This is a genomic window from Neisseria meningitidis (genome assembly GCF_022869645.1).
Taxonomy (GTDB): domain Bacteria; phylum Pseudomonadota; class Gammaproteobacteria; order Burkholderiales; family Neisseriaceae; genus Neisseria; species Neisseria meningitidis.
Window position 1 is genome coordinate 1445972 of sequence record NZ_CP064367.1, and the last position, 17021, is coordinate 1462992.

Below are 17021 nucleotides of genomic sequence, written 5' to 3' on the forward strand. Positions count from 1 at the left end.
AAGCAGTTTGCCATATAAGGGAAAAGCCTCTATTGCGCGGTGCAGCAGAGGCTGTTGTGTCGGGCGACGACCGGTTAGCCGTTGTGGGCATTGATGTAGTCGATAGCCAGTTGGACGGTGGTGATTTTTTCGGCATCTTCGTCGGGGATTTCGCAGCCGAATGCTTCTTCCAAAGCCATAACCAGCTCCACGGTGTCCAAAGAATCCGCGCCCAAGTCGTCTTGGAAAGAAGATTCGTTTTTCACGTCGGCTTCGTTTACGCCCAGTTGTTCAGCAACAATTTTTTTAACTTGTTGTTCGATGTTTGACATATCAGTCGTTCCTTTATGCCTTGCGGCAGGTTGTTTAAGGGAAATAAATCGGTGGTATTGTACCGACTTTTAATAGAGTTTTCTATCTAATGACTATTATATCAATATTTGCCGATTTGTACATTTTTGGGTGCGGCGGGTTTTGTCGTTCAAGTTTGACCTGTGTGCCGTATGTTTGGCGGGATTTCGGTTAAAATGGCGGCATTTCCATCTGAAGCAGAAAGCCCTGTCATGTATCCACTTGCCCGTCGCATCCTGTTTGCACTCGATGCCGAAAAAGCCCACCACTTCACGCTCGACGCGCTCTACACGGTTTATAAATTGGGTTTGATTCCTGTAACCGACAACCGTACCAAACCTGTAAAATTGATGGGTATGGATTTGCCCAACCCTGTCGGACTTGCCGCCGGACTCGACAAAAACGGCGAATACATCGACGCATTGGGCGCGCTCGGCTTTGGTTTCATCGAAATCGGCACGGTAACGCCCAAACCGCAGCCCGGCAACCCGCAGCCGCGCCTCTTTCGCGTTCCCGAACACCAAGGCATCATCAACCGCATGGGTTTCAACAACCACGGTATCGACACCATGATACGCAACATCGAAAAAAGTAAATTCAGTGGCGTATTGGGCATCAACATCGGTAAAAACGCGGTTACACCCATCGAAAACGCTGCCGATGATTATTTAATCTGCCTTGAAAAAGCCTACGCACACGCAAGCTACATTACCGTCAATATTTCCTCGCCCAACACCAAAAACCTCCGCGCGCTGCAAGGTGGCGACGAGTTGAGCGCATTGCTTGAGGCTTTGAAAAACAAACAGGCACAGCTTGCCTCTGTATACGGGAAATACGTTCCGCTCGCCGTCAAAATCGCCCCCGATTTGGATGAAGCACAAATCGAAGACATCGCCCACGTTGTCAAATCCGTCGAAATGGACGGCATCATCGCTACCAATACCACCATCGACAAATCAAGTCTCGGCAGCCATCCGCTCGCAGGCGAGCAGGGCGGTTTGAGCGGGCTGCCCGTTCATGAAAAAAGTAATCGGGTGTTGAAGCTGTTGGCAGACCACATCGACGGCAAGCTGCCGATTATCGGCGTAGGCGGCATTATGGAAGGCGGGGACGCGGCAGATAAAATCCGCTTGGGCGCGACCGCCGTCCAAGTGTACAGCGGATTGATATACAAAGGTCCGGCATTGGTCAAAGAATGTTTGAAGGCTTTGGCGCGATGACGTGTCCCGCCCAAAATGCCGTCTAAACGCACGTTTTGCCGTTCAGACGGCATTTTCATTTCCTTTTTCCGCCTGCCGCCCCTTGAAAATCCCTTACGCGCCGCCCTGTTTGAAACAAAGCAAACGCCCGCCGCGAACCGGACAATCTTGATACGCAGCCAAAGCAAGTCCGGCGGTAAGTTGTTAAATATATAAGCAATTGATACAAAAAATAATTTTATACTGTGGCGGACGGCTTGGGAAAACGCAAAATATGAACGGCGTTGAAATTCATGATGTGGAAAATAAGGATACGGCGGATAATCAAAAGATTTTATATTTAAGGATTTGATATGTTTAAGGACGAACTAAATGAATTTATCCGATTGATATCCGATCCGGAAAGTGAATTGGATGAATGGTATTTGAGTGATTTTAAAGATGAACATATATGGGAAATGCAAAGTTACGAAGCATTTTCATGTTTGCGGGAAGCAGTCCCCTATTTGTTTGCTTATCCCCGATACGGGTATGAACTGTTGGAGATAATTTCCGCGTTAAAAGAAACATCTGATACGACAGAATTATTTTATGAGCCGGGTATCGTGCCTTTGCTGATTGCTTTATATAAAGAAGATAGTTATCTGGTAAATATGGTCAAACGGATATTCAAATGATGAAAGGGGCGCGGGCGTTTGCTTGGCGGAAGGCAGGTAACTCAATTTGAAGGACGCGGAAGCCGATACGTTAAAAAGGATGAAAAATGGAAAACGGGCAACGGAATAACCGGTTTCCTTTGGAAAAACGAATTTTTTATCTGGAGCATTCGGGGCGGTATCTGATGATTTGCGCCTTATCGGATTATTCCCAAAACAAACATACTGTCGTTATGGCAAATTTCATCTATCCGGATGAAAAAACGGATTGGCGGAATTTGGATGATTTATTCAATGAGTTGGTTTTAGAGGAATTGCAGGCTTCATTTATGGATTGGCATCCGACTGTTGAAGAGGCAATCAGCCGTCATTTGGAAGACTTTTCGTAACAGGCGTCAATCGGAAGGGGCGGAATGACGGGGCAGGCAATCGGAGTAAAAAATGAACCTTGATTTAACCGCGCAAAAAGTCCGTCTTTCTTGGAAGGATATTCTGTGGGGGTATGGGAATAAATACTTGGGTTGGGCTGATGTGGCAGCTTATGCCCGAAAAATGACGCTTTCAGATCATGATGAACGTGTGTTCAAACTATCTTTAATCAACAAATCCAATATTCTTGAATTAAAGCCTGTTCTGGAAGATTTGGCTTCGGAAATGAGGGATTATTCCCCTAAAAATTGGCTGTACGTCCTCTTAAGCGATGTATTCCATAGAAAAGAAGAATTTGAGGATCCTTTGGGGGAAGTTGAAAAAATTTATGCAGATTTTGATTATCCGGAAGAAATAGAATCATTTGTCAGGTATATGCCGCCCAAAGACGGTTATATTCCTTCTGCCCACACCTATGAAGAAAATATTGCCCGGTTATATTCTCACTGGGAACACTATTTGAACAACGGCGGAGGGCAGGGTTAAAACCGGCAATCCGATGCCGTCTGAAGCATTATCCGGCCTTCAGACGGCAAACGGATTAGAGCGGAAGATTTGAAAGCGGGGGCGGGCTGCATTCCGGAAGCGGCAAAACCCGAACCGCCCGCATCGTTGCCGATAAACCGATAAGGAAATCGTTTTGCCGGACCGGGTGCAAATGTTTGATAACAATCCTGCCGCCCGGCAAAAATGCTTTAAAGAAAGCAGGATTGGTTAATTTAAAAGGAAAAATTAAAAAATGACGGTTGATAAGGAACAAGTAGAAAAGATGATTTATTCTGAAAATAAACAGAGTGTTATTGACGGTATGCTCGGTATGACCTTCAGCTCGGAGGAGGATGAAATCCCCTGGATTTCCGAGAAGTTGACGGAGTTGTCGAAACATAAAGACTTGGATATTGCCAGATTGTCATTAACCTGTTTCGGACATCTCGCCAGGATGCATGAAAATATCGGCGATTGCGATAAAGTGATTGCTTTATTGCTCTCAAAACAAGGTGATCCGGATTTTCAAGGTTTTGCCGAAGATGCGTTAGACGAGATTTCTTTATTTATATTTAAAAAGCGTCCGTAAGCGCGGATTAAACCTGTCAATCCGATGCCGTCTGAAGCGTTATCCGGCTTTCAGACGGCATCGAAGGTTGCTATGATATAGTGGCTTGACTTTAAACCGGTACGGCTCCGCCTTGCCCTGATTTGAAGTGAATCTGCCATCATCTTCCCGTCATCCTTCCAAACGGAATCCGAAATGTCCGACAACCGCCTCGACACCGCCCGGCACCATTCCCTGTTCCTTGCCCGCCAGCTCGACAACGGCAAACTCAAGCCCGAAATTTTCCTGCCCATGTTGGACAAGGTGTTGACCGAAGCTGATTTCCAAGCTTTTGCTGATTGGGACAAAATCCGCGCGGAAGAAAACGAGGAAGAATTGGCGCGGCAGTTGCGCGAGTTGCGCCGTTATGTCGTGTCGCAGATTATCGTGCGCGATATAAATCGCATCAGCGATTTGAACGAAGTAACCCGTACGATTACGCTGTTTGCCGATTTTGCCGTCAATACCGCGCTGGATTTCGCCTACGCCTATTATCGGGACATGTACGGCACGCCAATCGGGCGTTATACCAAATCGCCGCAGTATTTAAGCGTGGTGGCGATGGGCAAGGCGGGCGGCTATGAGTTGAACGTGTCTTCCGACATCGATTTGATTTTCGTCTATCCCGAATCAGGCGACACCGACGGCAGGCGCGAACGGGGCAATCAAGAGTTTTTCACCAAAGTCGGGCAGAAACTGATTGCGCTGCTGAACGACATCACCGCCGACGGACAGGTGTTCCGCGTCGATATGCGGCTGCGGCCGGACGGTGATTCGGGCGCGTTGGTATTGAGCGAAACCGCGCTGGAGCAATATTTGATTACGCAGGGGCGCGAATGGGAACGCTACGCGTGGTGCAAAGGCCGCGTGGTTACGCCGTATCCGAACGGAATCAAATCGCTGGTGCGCCCTTTCGTGTTCCGCAAATATTTGGATTACAGCGCGTATGAGGCGATGCGTAAGCTGCACCGCCAAATCAGCAGCGAAGTCAGCAAAAAAGGCATGGCGGACAACATCAAACTCGGCGCAGGCGGCATCCGCGAAGTCGAATTTATCGCCCAGATTTTTCAGATGATACGCGGCGGACAAATGCGCGCGCTGCAACTGAAAGGCACGCAGGAAATGCTGAAAAAACTTGCCGAGCTGGGCATCATGCCGTCTGAAAACGTCGAAACCCTGCTCGCCGCCTACCGCTTCCTGCGCGACGTCGAACACCGCCTGCAATACTGGGACGACCAGCAAACCCAAACCCTACCCTCCTCGCCCGAACAGCAACAACTGCTCGCCGAAAGCATGGGTTTCGACAGCTACGCCGCCTTTTCAGACGACCTCAACATTCATCGGAACAAGGTCAATCAGTTGTTCAACGAAATTTTGAGCGAACCTGAAGAGCAAACACCCGACAACAGCGAATGGCAATGGGCATGGCAGGACAAACCCGACGAAGAAGGGCGGCGATGCCGTCTGAAGGCGCACGGGTTCGATGCCGAAACCGTCGCCGCAAGGCTCGACCAAATCCGCCACGGCCATAAATACCGCCATCTTTCCGCACACGCCCAGCCGCGTTTCGATGCGGTTGTGCCGCTGTTCGTACAGGCGGCGGCAGCGCAAAGCAACCCGACCGATACATTGATGCGGCTGTTGGATTTTCTCGAAAACATCAGCCGCCGATCCGCCTATCTCGCCTTCCTCAACGAACATCCGCAAACCTTGGCGCAACTGGCAGAGATTATGGGCCAAAGCTCGTGGGTGGCGGCGTATCTGAACAAATATCCGATTCTGCTGGACGAACTCATCAGCGCGCAATTATTAGATACGGCGTTTGATTGGGACAAACTCGCCGCCGAACTTTCAGACGGCATCAAAACCTGCGGCGGCGACACCGAAGCGCAAATGGACACCCTGCGCCATTTCCAGCACGCCCAAGTCTTCCGTCTCGCCGTCCAAGACCTCGCCGGACTGTGGACGGTAGAATCCCTCTCCGACCAACTCTCCGCCCTCGCCGACACCATCCTCGCCGCCGCCCTGCTGTGCGCGTGGGCGGACATGCCCAAAAAACACCGCGACACCCCGCAATTCGCCGTCGTTGGTTACGGCAAACTCGGCGGCAAAGAACTCGGCTACGCCTCCGACCTCGACCTCGTCTACCTCTACGACGATCCCCACCCCGACGCAGGCGACGTGTACAGCCGCCTCGCCCGCCGCCTGACCAACTGGCTTTCCGCCGCCACTGGCGCAGGCAGCCTCTACGAAACCGACCTGCGCCTGCGCCCTAATGGCGACGCCGGTTTCCTCGCCCACAGCATCGCCGCCTTTGAAAAATACCAGCGCGAAAACGCCTGGACGTGGGAACACCAATCCCTTACCCGCGCCCGCTTCATCTGCGGCACACCCGAAATTCAGACGGCCTTCGACCGCATCCGCACCGAAATCCTCACCGCCGAACGCGACCAAACCGCCTTGTCAGGCGAAATCATCGAAATGCGCGAAAAAATGTTCCCCACCCACCCGCCTGCCGACAGTAACGTCAAATACGCGCGCGGTGGCGTGGTCGATGTCGAATTTATCGTCCAATATCTGATACTTGCCCATGCCCGCCAGTATCCGCAACTCTTGGACAACTACGGCAACATCGCCCTCTTAAACATCGCCGCCGACTGCGGTTTGATTGACAAAACCCTCGCCGGACAAAGCCGCACCGCCTATCGCTTCTACCGCCGGCAGCAACATAACACCAAACTGCGCGACGCCAAAAAAACCGAAGTAACCGGCGAACTGTTGGCACATTACGGCAATGTCAGGAAATTGTGGCGGGAAGTGTTCGGCGAAGAAGCGGCAACCGCCTGAACAAAAAATGCCGTCTGAAGCCTGACAATCTGGGTTTCAGACGGTATTTTCGTACCGTGCCGTTTTAAGGTTGCGGCAGAGCTAAAGCGATTTATCGGGAATGGCTGAAACCCAAAAACCGGATTCCTCTTTCGCGGGAATGACGGGATTTCAGGCTTCTGTTTTTGTGGGAATGATGGGATTTGTTACCCAAGCAAAAATCAAAACAAACAAATAAGAACCGTTTAAAACCCCGCCGTTTCCATTAAAATAGCGCATTCTACTTTTCAGACGACCTTGGATTCGGATTTCAAGTGCAACACTAGTGTATTAGTGGTTGGAACAGATTCAAGAATAAAACACTTGGCGTTTCGTAGCCAAGTGTTTTTCTTGGTCGGTGGTTCAACTCATCTTGAACCCTGCGTATCTCCCGATCACTGATGTTACGGAAATCGGTTTGTTTGGGGAAGTATTGCCGGATGAGTCCGTTGGTGTTCTCATTCAGCCCTTTCTCCCAAGAATGGTAAGGGCGACAAAAATAAGTCTCCGCTTTCAATGCTTTGGTTATTTTGGTGTGTTGGTAGAACTCTTTGCCGTTATCCATGGTGATGGTGTGCACCCTGTCTTTATGTGCCTTTAATGTCCTAACAGCTGCCCGGGCAGTGTCTTCGGCTTTGAGGCTATCCAATTTGCAGATGATGGTGTAGCGGGTAACGCGTTCGACCAAGGTCAATAATGCGCTTTTCTGTCCTTTGCCGACAATGGTGTCGGCTTCCCAATCGCCGATACGGGATTTCTGGTCGACGATAGCGGGTCGGTTTTCTATGCCGACACGGTTGGGTACTTTGCCTCTGGTCCATGTGCTGCCGTAGCGTTTGCGGTAGGGTTTGCTGCATATTCTGAGATGTTGCCACAACGTGCTGCCGTTGCTTTTGTCTTGGCGAAGGTGGCGGTAAATGGTGCTGTGGTGGAGCGTGATCTGGTGGTGTTTGCACAGGTAGGCGCATACTTGTTCGGGACTGAGTTTGCGGCGGATAAGGGTGTCGATGTGCTGAATCAGCTGCGAATCGAGCTTATAGGGTTGTCGCTTACGCTGTTTGATAGTCCGGCTTTGCCGCTGGGCTTTTTCGGCGCTGTATTGCTGCCCTTGGGTGCGGTGCCGTCTGATTTCGCGGCTGATGGTGCTTTTGTGGCGGTTAAGCTGTTTGGCGATTTCGGTGACGGTGCAGTGGCGGGACAGGTATTGGATGTGGTATCGTTCGCCTTGGGTCAGTTGCGTGTAGCTCATGGCAATCTTTCTTGCAGGAAAGGCCGTATGCTACCGCATACTGGCCTTTTTCTGTTAGGGAAAGTTGCACTTCAAATGCGAATCCGCCGACCTCTTTCAGTTACAGCAGCTTGATCCCTTTCCCTTATCCAACGGGGGAAGGCTAGGATAGGGTGGCTTGCAAATATACAGAACAAGGGACAAGAGCCACCCTCTCTCCAACCCTCTCCCTCCGTACGGGAGGGGGTGGATTCTCGCGGGCGAAGCCCATGCTACGGTTAGCCTTTACCCCAGCACAAACAATTCCCGCCCGTGCGCCTTCAGCCAACTTTTAGCATTGTCGGTATGCGGCGTCAGCGTGTTCACCAAATGCCAAAAGCGCGGACTGTGGTCGGGGTGGCGGAGGTGGCAGAGTTCGTGGATGCAGACATAGTCGGCGACGTATTCGGGCGTGCCGATCAGCCGCCAGTTGAGGCGGATGCCGGTGTGCGGGCGGCATACGCCCCAAAAGGTTTTGGCGTTGCTCAGGTCTGTGGCAGCGGGAGTCAGTCCTGTTTCGGCTGCGTGTTTTTCAAGGCGGGGCAGCAGGTATTCGCGGGCGCGTTCGTTCAACAGGCGGCGCAGGTGGTCGATTTGTGCGGCGGTTTCTTTTCGGGGAAGCAGGATTTCAGACGACGTGATACGGATATGGCTTTGGCTGTGGGTATCCAGCTTGGTCTTTATTCCCCGATACCAAATCCACTCGGGTAAGTTTGGGTGGGAAACAGGATGCACGGGCATTTTAGCAAGCGTGTTCCGCAAAATCGTTTCGTTTGCCGCCAGCCAGTTTGCTAACGCGTGGTCTTGAAAAAAGGGTGGGACGTTGATGCTGACCGTCTGCATATTGACGGGGCGCAGAATCAGATTTTTCTTGGCACTGCGTTTGAGTTCGATTTCGATGCACAAGCCGTCGGAAAGAGTATAGGTGAAGCGTTTCATAGTTGTGAATAGGTTTCAGACCGGATACATCGTCTGAAACAGGAATTTTCCATATCAGGCGGCAAACTTCGGATAATATACAAAATCAAACATCTGCGCTACAAGGTTCAGCCGAACAAGCCGCCGATATATTTGCTGATGGTGATGGCGCTGAGTACTGCCATCAAACCGACCACAATCACGCCGGAAACGGTGAGCCACAGCGGGTGTTTGTAGTCGCCGACAATTTTGGTTTTGTAGGCGGCAATCAGAATCAGACCGAGGGAAATCGGTAAAATCAGGCCGTTTAATGCGCCTACGAACACCAGCACCTGCGCCGGTTTGCCGATGGTGGAAAATACGGCGGTGGACACGGCGATAAAGGCAATAATCCATTTGTTTTTATTGCGTTCGATAGACGGGCTGAGACCGGAGAAGAACGACACCGAAGTATAAGCCGCACCAATCACCGAAGTAATCGAAGCCGCCCAAATCACCACGCCGAAAATCAGCAGGCCGATGTATCCCGCCGCATATTCAAACGGTGTGGAAGCAGGGTTGTCGGGATTGAGCTGTACGCCTTGGCTGACCACGCCCAAAACCGCCAAAAACAATACAATCCGCATAATCGAGGCAATCAGGATCGCCCGCACCGAGCTTTGGCTCACTTCCGGCAACGCCGATTTGCCTTTGATACCTGCGTCCAGCAGACGGTGCGCACCGGCGAAGGTGATGTAGCCGCCGACCGTGCCGCCCACCAGTGTAACAATCGCCATTGCATCGAGTTTTTCCGGCATAAAGGTATGCACGGCGGCATCTGCCAGCGGCGGATTCGCCTGCCATGCCACATAAACCGTCAGCGCAATCATTACGAAACCCATCACTTGGGCGAATTTGTCCATCACTTTGCCTGCTTCTTTAAACAGAAACACACCGATGGCAATCACGCCGCTGATCACGGCACCGGTTTCCGGCGACAGTCCGGTTAGCAGGTTCAGACCCAAGCCTGCGCCGCCGACGTTGCCAATATTGAACGCCAAACCGCCCATCACAATCAGCACAGCCAAGAAATAGCCTGCGCCGGGCAAGACCTGATTGGCAATATCCTGCGCCTGTTTTTCGGAAACGGCGACAATCCGCCAAATATTGAGCTGCGCCCCGATGTCGAGCAGAATCGAGAGCAGAATCACAAAGCCGAAACTTGCCGCCAGTGCTTGGGTGAAGGTGGCGGTTTGGGTCAGAAAGCCCGGGCCGATGGCGGAAGTCGCCATCAGGAATGCAGCGCCGATTAAGGCATTTCTGCGGTTTTTTTGATTAGACATAATCGCTTATCCTCTATAAAATTGGTTGTTGCTGTGTTTGGGCGAAACCTGCGGTTTTAGCTACGCAGAAACTCGCTTTGCTCGTTTTGGCGAAACCTGCGGTTTTCAGACGGCCTATGAACTGTTTTTCAAGCAGAAACTTTGATGCCTGCCGCCAGTAGTTCCTGCCGGATTTTTTCGGCAAACACCACGGCGTGCGGCCCGTCTCCGTGCAGACAGATGCTGTCGGCTTGCACGGCAACCAGGCTGCCGTCCACTGCTTTGACCTGCCCGTCCCGCACCATCTGCAATACTTGGGCGATGGCTTCTTCGTCGCTGTCCACCTGCGCATCGGGGCGGCTGCGGGGAACCAGCGTACCGTCGGGCATATAGCGGCGGTCGGCGAATACTTCGGAAATCACACCCAAGCCTGCGGCTTTTCCGGCTTCCAAGAGCAGGCTGCCGGAAAGTGCCATCAATTTCAATTTCGGGTCGAAATCCGCCACAATTCGGGCAACGGTATCCGCCAGCGCACGGTTTTTCGCCGCTTGGTTGTACATTGCGCCGTGCGGTTTGACATAAGCCATTTCCAAACCCTGATCACGGCACAAGGCCTGCAATGCGCCCAACTGGTAATTCAGACACGCCCGCAAATCGGCTTCGGACAGATTCATTTCGGTACGGCCGAAGTTTTCCCGATCGGGATAGCCGGGGTGTGCTCCGATGCGCACGCCGTTTTGTTGGGCATACGCCAATGCCGCCCGAATATCGGCAATGCTGCCGGCGTGTTGGGCGCAGGCGATGTTGGCCGAAGTAATCAGCTGCAACAAGGCTTCGTCGCTGCCGCAGCCTTCGGCGAGATCGGCGTTTAAATCAACCTGCTTCATGGGTGATTCTCCGTATTTGGTTCAGATAGACTTGGTTTTTGCGCCGCAGGGCGGTGGCTTCTTTCAAGCCGATTATTTTGAATTTGACTTTGCTGCCGAAGCGCACCTGTGCCAGCCTGCCCAAATCGGCGGCGGCAACGGTAGCGATTTTCGGATAACCGCCGGTGGTTTGCGCATCGGCCAGCAGGATAATCGGTTTGCCGCCGGGCGGCACCTGCACGGTTCCTGCCTGAACAGCGTGGGACAGCATTTCCAAAGGTTGCGACAGGGTCAGCGGCTGTCCGTCGAAGCGGTAGCCCATGCGGTTGCTATCGCTTTGCAGCGTCCACGTTTCCCGTTCCAGATTCAGACGCCCTTTTTCACTGAAAGCGGCATATTCCGACGAAGGAACAAGGTGGACGGTATCGGTAAACGGTATCGGGGCAATGCCGACTTTGGACAATTCCTGCGCACCTTTGCCGATGGGGAGACAATCACCTTTTTGCAGCATTCTGCCCTGATGGCCGCCGAAACCGGCTTTCAGGTCGGTGCTTCTCGAACCCATCACTTCCGGCACATCAAATCCGCCCGCCACGCACACATAGCCGTACATGCCCTGCACGGCACGCACCAGTTTCAAGGTCTGCCCTTTGCGGGCGGTATAACGCCAATACGAATAGACCGGTTCGCCGTCCAATTCCGCCTGATACACGGCACCGGTGAGACAAAACGGCGTATCCCGTTCAAACACCAGCATTATCCCGCCCAAAGCGATTTCGATTGCGGCCGTGCCTTCGTCGTTGCCCAATAAAATATTGCCCGCCGCCAAAGCAACCGTGTCCATCGCACCGGCATGACCGATGCCGTAACGCCGATGTCCGTAGCGTCCGGTATCCTGAATATGCGCCGGTGCCTGCACTGCCGAAACGTGAATCATGGCTCAATCCTTTCTGCAACAAAGCGGACTTGGTCACCCGCCGCCAGCAGGGTCGGCGGATTCAAATCGGCTCGGAACAAGGGTAATTCGGTTCTGCCGATAATCTGCCAGCCGCCGGGCGAAGCGAACGGATACACACCGGTCTGACTGCCGCCGATACCGACCGAACCGGCAGGAACGGACGTTCTCGGCACGGCACGGCGGGGCGTGTGCAATGCTTCGGGCAAGCCGCCCAGATAAGGGAAACCGGGCTGGAAGCCCATCATAAATACGGTATAAGTTTGCGCCGTATGGCGGCGGACGATTTCGGAAATAACCGTCTGATGGAAAGCAGCGACTTCCGCCAAATCCGGGCCGTATTCGCCGCCGTAGCAGACGGGAATTTCCACCAGTTTGCCCTGATGGTCTGTAACGGCGGTGTGTTCCCACACATATTGCAATTCATCGGCAAGCGTCGCCAAATCGGTATCGAAACGGGTAAACACGGTCAGATTGTTCATGCCGACCACCACTTCCTCAATCCTGTCGTGCTGCCCGAGCGCAGCGGCAAACGCCCACAACTTTTGCTGTTTGCCCAGTTCGGAAGGCGCATTCAGTCGGCAGACCAAAGCGGATTCGCTGATTGGTGTGATCTCTATTCTCATTTGTTGTTCATTTTGGTTATGTTTTAATGAATCTATATGCAGGGGCGGCGGTTTGTCAATATCTTCTGTGCTGCATCATCAAACCGTCGATTGGAAAAGTACTGCCCTGCCGCTGCACTTTTTCAGACGACCTTAAACCGTTTCTATTAAAATAGCGCATTCCACTTTTCAGACGGCATCCTTATGTTTCCCGACCAATCCGCCCCCAACCTGCTGCAAGGCTTGAATCCCGAACAACTCTCCGCCGTAACCTGGCCGCCGCAATCCGCCCTTGTGCTGGCAGGCGCGGGCAGCGGCAAAACGCGCGTGCTGACCACGCGCATCGCATGGCTGTTGCAAAGCGGACAAGCCAGCGTGCACAGCATTATGGCGGTAACGTTTACCAACAAAGCCGCCAAAGAAATGCAAACCCGTTTGGGCGCGATGATTCCCATCAATGTCCGCGCCATGTGGCTCGGCACGTTCCACGGTCTCTGCCACCGCTTTTTGCGCCTGCACCACCGCGACGCAGGCCTGCCGTCTTCCTTTCAAATCCTCGACAGCGGCGACCAGCTTTCCCTGATCAAACGCTTGCTCAAAAGCCTCAACATCGCCGAAGAAATCATCGCACCGCGTTCGCTGCAAGGCTTTATCAACGCGCAAAAAGAATCCGGCTTGCGCGCTTCCGTGTTGAGCGCGCCCGATCCGCACACAAGCCGCATGATTGAATGCTACGCCGAATACGACAAAATCTGCCAACGCGAAGGCGTGGTCGATTTTGCCGAACTCATGCTCCGCAGCTACGAAATGCTGCAAAGCAACGAAATCCTGCGCCAGCATTACCAAAACCGCTTCAACCACATTCTCGTCGACGAGTTCCAAGACACCAACAAACTGCAATACGCCTGGCTCAAACTCATGGCGGGCGGAAACGCAGCGGTATTTGCCGTCGGCGACGACGACCAAAGCATTTACCGTTTCCGTGGCGCAAACGTTGGCAATATGACCGCGCTGATGGAAGAATTCCACATCGACGCGCCCGTCAAACTCGAACAAAACTACCGCTCCGTCGGCAACATCCTTGCCGCCGCCAATGCCGTTATCGAAAACAACGACGAACGACTCGGCAAAAACCTGCGCACCGACGCCGAAGCAGGCGACAAAATTCGCTACTACTCCGCCTTTACCGACCTCGAAGAAGCCCGGTTCATCGTGGACGAAACCAAAGCCCTCGAACGCGAAGGCTGGGATTTGGACGAAATCGCCGTCCTCTATCGCAGCAACGCCCAATCCCGCGTTATCGAACAAAGCCTGTTCCGCAGCGGCATCCCTTACAAAATCTACGGCGGCCTGCGCTTTTATGAACGCCAAGAAATCAAACACGCCCTCGCCTACCTGCGCCTCGCCGTCAATCCCGACGACGACAACGCCCTCTTGCGTGTCATCAACTTCCCACCGCGCGGCATCGGTGCACGTACCGTCGAAAATCTTCAGACGGCCTCAAACGAACAAGGCATCACCCTCTGGCAAGCCGCCTGCAACGCCGGCGCGAAAGCCGCCAAAGTCGTCGCCTTCGTCCGCCTGATTGAAGCCCTGCGCAACCAAGTCGGACAACTGTCCCTGTCCGAAATCATCGTCGGCATCCTCAAAGACAGTGGCTTGACCGAACACTACCGCACCCAAAAAGGCGACAACCAAGACCGTCTCGACAACCTTGACGAACTCGTCAACGCCGCCATCGAGTTCAAACCCGAAGACAGCAACTTCGAAATCCTGCCTGAAAACATTTCAGACGATCCCGCCTTCCCCATCCTCGCTTTCTTGAGCAACGCCACCCTCGAATCCGGCGAAAATCAAGCAGGTGCAGGCGAAAAAGCCGTCCAACTGATGACCGTCCACGCCGCCAAAGGCTTGGAATTCAACGCCGTCTTCCTCACCGGCATGGAAGAAGGCCGCTTCCCCAGCGAAATGAGCCTCGCCGAACGCGGCGGCCTCGAAGAAGAACGCCGCCTCATGTACGTCGCCATCACCCGCGCCCGCAAACGCCTCTACATCACCATGGCGCAACAACGCATGCTGCACGGACAAACCCAATTCGGCATCGTCTCCCGCTTCGTCGAAGAGATCCCACCCGAAGTATTGCACTACCTGTCCGTCAAAAAGCCTGCCTACGACAGTTACGGCAACACGCGCCAAACCGCCGCATCCAAAGATAAAATCATCGACGACTACAAACAGCCCCAAACCTACGCAGGTTTCCGTATCGGACAAAACGTCCGCCACGCCAAATTCGGCACCGGCGTGATTATCGATGCCGCAGATAAAGGCGAATCCGCCCGACTGACCATCAATTTCGGCAAACAGGGCGTGAAAGAGTTGGACACCAAGTTTGCGAAATTGGAAGAGATGTAGAAGGGAGATGGCAGAGGCCGTCTGAATCCGGTAACAACAAATTTTGCCGAAACCTCCGCCGTCATTCCCGCGCAGGCGGGAATCCAGACCTTTCGGCACGGAAACTTATCGGATAAAAGGTTTCTTTAGATTCCACGTTCTAGATTCCCGCCTGCGCGGGAATGACGGACGGTAAAAGCCGGGTATAGATACCTAACCCTTGTTTATAGCTGAAAATCAATAAGGAAGAACATTATGTCCCAAGTTTTTAAAGATTTTGATTTGTCCTCCGTATGGGAATCCGACAGTTGGGCAGATGAAAACTACCAAGAAGCCCCGTTTACCCCTGAAATTTTGGCTGCCGTAGAAAGTGAACTGGGCTATAAATTGCCGCAAAGTTTTATTGAATTGATGGCGGTACAAAACGGCGGAATATTTGTCAAAAACTGTTTTCCGACCACACAGAGAAATTCGTGGGCGGAAAATCATGTGCAAATTTGCGAGGTATCGGGCATCGGCTTTGAAAAAGAAGGGAGTTTGTGCGGCGAAACAGGGCAAAAACTTTGGCTGGAAGAATGGGAATATCCGCCCATCGGCGTGTATTTTGCCAACGACCCGTCAGGCGGTCATGCCATGTTTGCCTTGGACTATCGGGCGTGCGGCAAAGACGGCGAGCCGAAAGTGGTGTTTGTCGAGCAAGAATCGGATTTTGAAATCGTCGAACTTGCCCCCGATTTTGAAACCTTTATCCGCAGCTTGCGGCATGAAGATGAGTTTATTGACGAGGAAATATAAAACGGCGGTTGAAAAACCGGAATCATCAAGGGAAAACGGGCGAAATAACGGATAATCGCTTGAATCCGTAAGGAAAACGGTTTGGTGGAACGCGCCATCCAAGACCTTTGCAAAGAAAAACTGTCTCCGACAGCATTGACATTATTAACAGAACTTATCAAGTTTGGAGCTATCTCAAATATAATTCGGTTATCCTTTTGTATCCATTAAATCATATGCTTCAATTAATTGTTGTTCTAGCTCTTGTACCAATTTTGAATTGCGAATTCCTGACACAATCTCAAATTCTTCTGCATCTATGCAAACACCTGCATAAATTTCAATAACAAGGGAACGCAATAATTGAAGCTCTTCTCTTGTTAAAGAAATAATAATGTCATCACCTGTGTAATTGATTATATTCATAATAATTTTATTTTTGTTTGTCAAAGTAAGTTTTGCCTAAGGTTGGTCTAAATGCAGTTCCACCATCTTTTGAATTTGGGTCTCTGATTACAATTGCTCCAGACTTATCATCCCAAATTGCTCTTATGTGTTTGGATTGTAATCTTCGAATTCCCAAGAAAAAAATCGTAATAAGTTTGAAAGTGTCAAATCCCAAGTTTCTTTTGAGCAATATTCTAATATTTTATCAATTTCACTTTTAATAATCTTATGATCAAACTGTTCTAATATTAATGCATTAGACCAAAAAAAACCTTCTTTATTACAATGATGGGAAATCCATTTAGGAGAACAAATGCAAAGTGAAAAAATAGATGAGCCTTGTTCTCCTTCGATTCCGATATCCAAATCTATCCATCTATGGAAATTATCTGGAATTTCGGGGGTAAATTTTTCAAAATCAATATCATATAAATTTATGCTTTTTAAATCCAATTTAATCATTAGGGCTGTCCTAGATAAATAGGGAAATTCAAATTAAGTTAGAATTATCCCTATGAGAAAAAGTCGTCTAAGCCGGTATAAACAAAATAAACTCATTGAGCTATTTGTCGCAGGTGTAACTGCAAGAACAGCAACAGAGCCTGACAGCATTGTTTATACGGATTGTTATCGTAGCTATGATGTATTAGATGTGAGCGAATTTAGCCATTTCCGTATCAATCACAGCACACATTTTGCTGAACGACAAAACCATATCAATGGAATTGAGAATTTTTGGAACCGGGCAAAACGTCATTTACGCAAGTTTAACGGCATTCCCAAAGCGCATTTTGAGCTGTATTTAAAGGAGTGCGAATGGCGTTTTAACAACAGTGAGATAAAAGTTCAAATTTCCATTTTAAAACAATTAGTAAAATCGAGTTTATCTTAGTTGTCCAGGACAGCCCCATTATTTTTATAACAC

General features: G+C 51.2%; 19 protein-coding genes. 10 read left to right on the forward strand and 9 right to left on the reverse strand.

All coding sequences use genetic code 11. The features are described from left to right. Positions 1-74 precede the first annotated feature (74 nt). The gene (gene acpP / locus IUJ45_RS07385; RefSeq protein ID WP_002215574.1) at positions 75-311 is read right to left on the reverse strand and encodes an acyl carrier protein; all 237 of its coding nucleotides are present in this window, start codon (positions 309-311) and stop codon (positions 75-77) included. A gap of 231 nt (positions 312-542) precedes the next feature. On the opposite strand from acpP, the gene IUJ45_RS07390 reads away from it, so the two are divergent. The 7 genes from IUJ45_RS07390 (at position 543) to glnE (ending at position 6554) form a co-directional block, all read left to right on the forward strand. Next, positions 543-1550 (forward strand): quinone-dependent dihydroorotate dehydrogenase, encoded by a 1008-nt coding sequence (locus IUJ45_RS07390; RefSeq protein WP_002245818.1) that lies wholly within the window; start codon positions 543-545, stop codon positions 1548-1550. A 15-nt stretch (positions 1551-1565) separates the two neighbouring features. Next, positions 1566-1745, forward strand: coding sequence for a hypothetical protein (locus IUJ45_RS07395; RefSeq protein ID WP_002216318.1), 180 nt, complete (start codon positions 1566-1568; stop codon positions 1743-1745). Between the two features lie 137 nt (positions 1746-1882). Continuing rightward, on the forward strand, positions 1883-2206 hold the full coding sequence (locus IUJ45_RS07400) for a hypothetical protein (protein WP_002218627.1): 324 nt from the start codon (positions 1883-1885) through the stop codon (positions 2204-2206). A gap of 86 nt (positions 2207-2292) precedes the next feature. Continuing rightward, positions 2293-2574 carry a hypothetical protein gene (locus IUJ45_RS07405; RefSeq protein WP_002215582.1) on the forward strand — a complete coding sequence of 94 codons (282 nt, stop codon included), beginning with the start codon at positions 2293-2295 and terminating at the stop codon, positions 2572-2574. 52 nt (positions 2575-2626) lie between these two features. Next, a complete protein-coding gene (locus IUJ45_RS07410) occupies positions 2627-3100 on the forward strand; it encodes a DUF2247 family protein (protein WP_002215584.1) in 474 nt (157 codons plus the stop codon). A 253-nt stretch (positions 3101-3353) separates the two neighbouring features. After that, complete coding sequence (locus tag IUJ45_RS07415) at positions 3354-3689, forward strand: hypothetical protein (protein ID WP_002215587.1); 336 nt, start codon at positions 3354-3356, stop codon at positions 3687-3689. Positions 3690-3863: 174 nt separating this feature from the next. Further along, a complete protein-coding gene (gene glnE / locus IUJ45_RS07420; RefSeq protein WP_082308671.1) occupies positions 3864-6554 on the forward strand; it encodes a bifunctional [glutamate--ammonia ligase]-adenylyl-L-tyrosine phosphorylase/[glutamate--ammonia-ligase] adenylyltransferase in 2691 nt (896 codons plus the stop codon). 301 nt (positions 6555-6855) lie between these two features. Here the strand turns inward: glnE and IUJ45_RS07425 are convergent, their stop codons facing one another. The 6 genes from IUJ45_RS07425 to pxpB form a co-directional block, all read right to left on the reverse strand. Next, positions 6856-7821 carry an IS30-like element IS1655 family transposase gene (locus IUJ45_RS07425; RefSeq protein WP_002245820.1) on the reverse strand — a complete coding sequence of 322 codons (966 nt, stop codon included), beginning with the start codon at positions 7819-7821 and terminating at the stop codon, positions 6856-6858. A 264-nt stretch (positions 7822-8085) separates the two neighbouring features. Next, positions 8086-8778, reverse strand: coding sequence for a YgjP family zinc-dependent metalloprotease (locus tag IUJ45_RS07430; RefSeq protein ID WP_002246745.1), 693 nt, complete (start codon positions 8776-8778; stop codon positions 8086-8088). Positions 8779-8885: 107 nt separating this feature from the next. Further along, positions 8886-10079, reverse strand: a complete 1194-nt coding sequence (locus IUJ45_RS07435) for an NRAMP family divalent metal transporter (RefSeq protein WP_002218631.1) — start codon at positions 10077-10079, stop codon at positions 8886-8888. 128 nt (positions 10080-10207) lie between these two features. Next, a complete protein-coding gene (pxpA, locus tag IUJ45_RS07440; RefSeq protein ID WP_002215593.1) occupies positions 10208-10945 on the reverse strand; it encodes a 5-oxoprolinase subunit PxpA in 738 nt (245 codons plus the stop codon). Continuing rightward, positions 10932-11861 carry a 5-oxoprolinase subunit C family protein gene (locus IUJ45_RS07445; protein ID WP_002221900.1) on the reverse strand — a complete coding sequence of 310 codons (930 nt, stop codon included), beginning with the start codon at positions 11859-11861 and terminating at the stop codon, positions 10932-10934. The genes pxpA and IUJ45_RS07445 overlap by 14 nt, the downstream gene beginning before the upstream one ends. After that, positions 11858-12505 carry a 5-oxoprolinase subunit PxpB gene (gene pxpB / locus IUJ45_RS07450; protein WP_002215596.1) on the reverse strand — a complete coding sequence of 216 codons (648 nt, stop codon included), beginning with the start codon at positions 12503-12505 and terminating at the stop codon, positions 11858-11860. The genes IUJ45_RS07445 and pxpB overlap by 4 nt, the downstream gene beginning before the upstream one ends. A 183-nt stretch (positions 12506-12688) precedes the next feature. Between pxpB and uvrD the strand changes: the two genes are divergently transcribed. Continuing rightward, positions 12689-14896 (forward strand): DNA helicase II, encoded by a 2208-nt coding sequence (gene uvrD, locus IUJ45_RS07455; protein WP_002245822.1) that lies wholly within the window; start codon positions 12689-12691, stop codon positions 14894-14896. A gap of 234 nt (positions 14897-15130) precedes the next feature. Beyond that, on the forward strand, positions 15131-15670 hold the full coding sequence (locus tag IUJ45_RS07460) for an SMI1/KNR4 family protein (protein WP_002218637.1): 540 nt from the start codon (positions 15131-15133) through the stop codon (positions 15668-15670). Between the two features lie 189 nt (positions 15671-15859). On the opposite strand, the gene IUJ45_RS07465 is transcribed toward IUJ45_RS07460, so the two are convergent. Both IUJ45_RS07465 and IUJ45_RS07470 read right to left on the reverse strand, forming a co-directional pair. Continuing rightward, entirely contained in the window at positions 15860-16075 is a 216-nt protein-coding gene (locus IUJ45_RS07465; protein WP_002242218.1) for a hypothetical protein, read from the reverse strand. Between the two features lie 123 nt (positions 16076-16198). Beyond that, positions 16199-16558, reverse strand: a complete 360-nt coding sequence (locus tag IUJ45_RS07470) for an immunity 8 family protein (protein ID WP_002215099.1) — start codon at positions 16556-16558, stop codon at positions 16199-16201. A 52-nt stretch (positions 16559-16610) separates the two neighbouring features. Here IUJ45_RS07470 and IUJ45_RS07475 point away from each other — a divergent pair, with 52 nt between their 5' ends. Next, positions 16611-16988: an IS1595 family transposase gene (locus IUJ45_RS07475; protein ID WP_002238642.1), complete on the forward strand. Its 378-nt coding sequence runs from the start codon at positions 16611-16613 to the stop codon at positions 16986-16988. Positions 16989-17021 lie beyond the last annotated feature (33 nt).

Coding starts and splice junctions, on each gene's coding strand:
- acpP (WP_002215574.1), bottom strand. CDS start 311: ATGTCAAACATCGAACAACAAGTTAAAAAAATTGTTGCTGAACAACTG.
- IUJ45_RS07390 (WP_002245818.1), top strand. CDS start 543: ATGTATCCACTTGCCCGTCGCATCCTGTTTGCACTCGATGCCGAAAAA.
- IUJ45_RS07395 (WP_002216318.1), top strand. CDS start 1,566: ATGCCGTCTAAACGCACGTTTTGCCGTTCAGACGGCATTTTCATTTCC.
- IUJ45_RS07400 (WP_002218627.1), top strand. CDS start 1,883: ATGTTTAAGGACGAACTAAATGAATTTATCCGATTGATATCCGATCCG.
- IUJ45_RS07405 (WP_002215582.1), top strand. CDS start 2,293: ATGGAAAACGGGCAACGGAATAACCGGTTTCCTTTGGAAAAACGAATT.
- IUJ45_RS07410 (WP_002215584.1), top strand. CDS start 2,627: ATGAACCTTGATTTAACCGCGCAAAAAGTCCGTCTTTCTTGGAAGGAT.
- IUJ45_RS07415 (WP_002215587.1), top strand. CDS start 3,354: ATGACGGTTGATAAGGAACAAGTAGAAAAGATGATTTATTCTGAAAAT.
- glnE (WP_082308671.1), top strand. CDS start 3,864: ATGTCCGACAACCGCCTCGACACCGCCCGGCACCATTCCCTGTTCCTT.
- IUJ45_RS07425 (WP_002245820.1), bottom strand. CDS start 7,821: ATGAGCTACACGCAACTGACCCAAGGCGAACGATACCACATCCAATAC.
- IUJ45_RS07430 (WP_002246745.1), bottom strand. CDS start 8,778: ATGAAACGCTTCACCTATACTCTTTCCGACGGCTTGTGCATCGAAATC.
- IUJ45_RS07435 (WP_002218631.1), bottom strand. CDS start 10,079: ATGTCTAATCAAAAAAACCGCAGAAATGCCTTAATCGGCGCTGCATTC.
- pxpA (WP_002215593.1), bottom strand. CDS start 10,945: ATGAAGCAGGTTGATTTAAACGCCGATCTCGCCGAAGGCTGCGGCAGC.
- IUJ45_RS07445 (WP_002221900.1), bottom strand. CDS start 11,861: ATGATTCACGTTTCGGCAGTGCAGGCACCGGCGCATATTCAGGATACC.
- pxpB (WP_002215596.1), bottom strand. CDS start 12,505: ATGAGAATAGAGATCACACCAATCAGCGAATCCGCTTTGGTCTGCCGA.
- uvrD (WP_002245822.1), top strand. CDS start 12,689: ATGTTTCCCGACCAATCCGCCCCCAACCTGCTGCAAGGCTTGAATCCC.
- IUJ45_RS07460 (WP_002218637.1), top strand. CDS start 15,131: ATGTCCCAAGTTTTTAAAGATTTTGATTTGTCCTCCGTATGGGAATCC.
- IUJ45_RS07465 (WP_002242218.1), bottom strand. CDS start 16,075: ATGAATATAATCAATTACACAGGTGATGACATTATTATTTCTTTAACA.
- IUJ45_RS07470 (WP_002215099.1), bottom strand. CDS start 16,558: ATGATTAAATTGGATTTAAAAAGCATAAATTTATATGATATTGATTTT.
- IUJ45_RS07475 (WP_002238642.1), top strand. CDS start 16,611: ATGAGAAAAAGTCGTCTAAGCCGGTATAAACAAAATAAACTCATTGAG.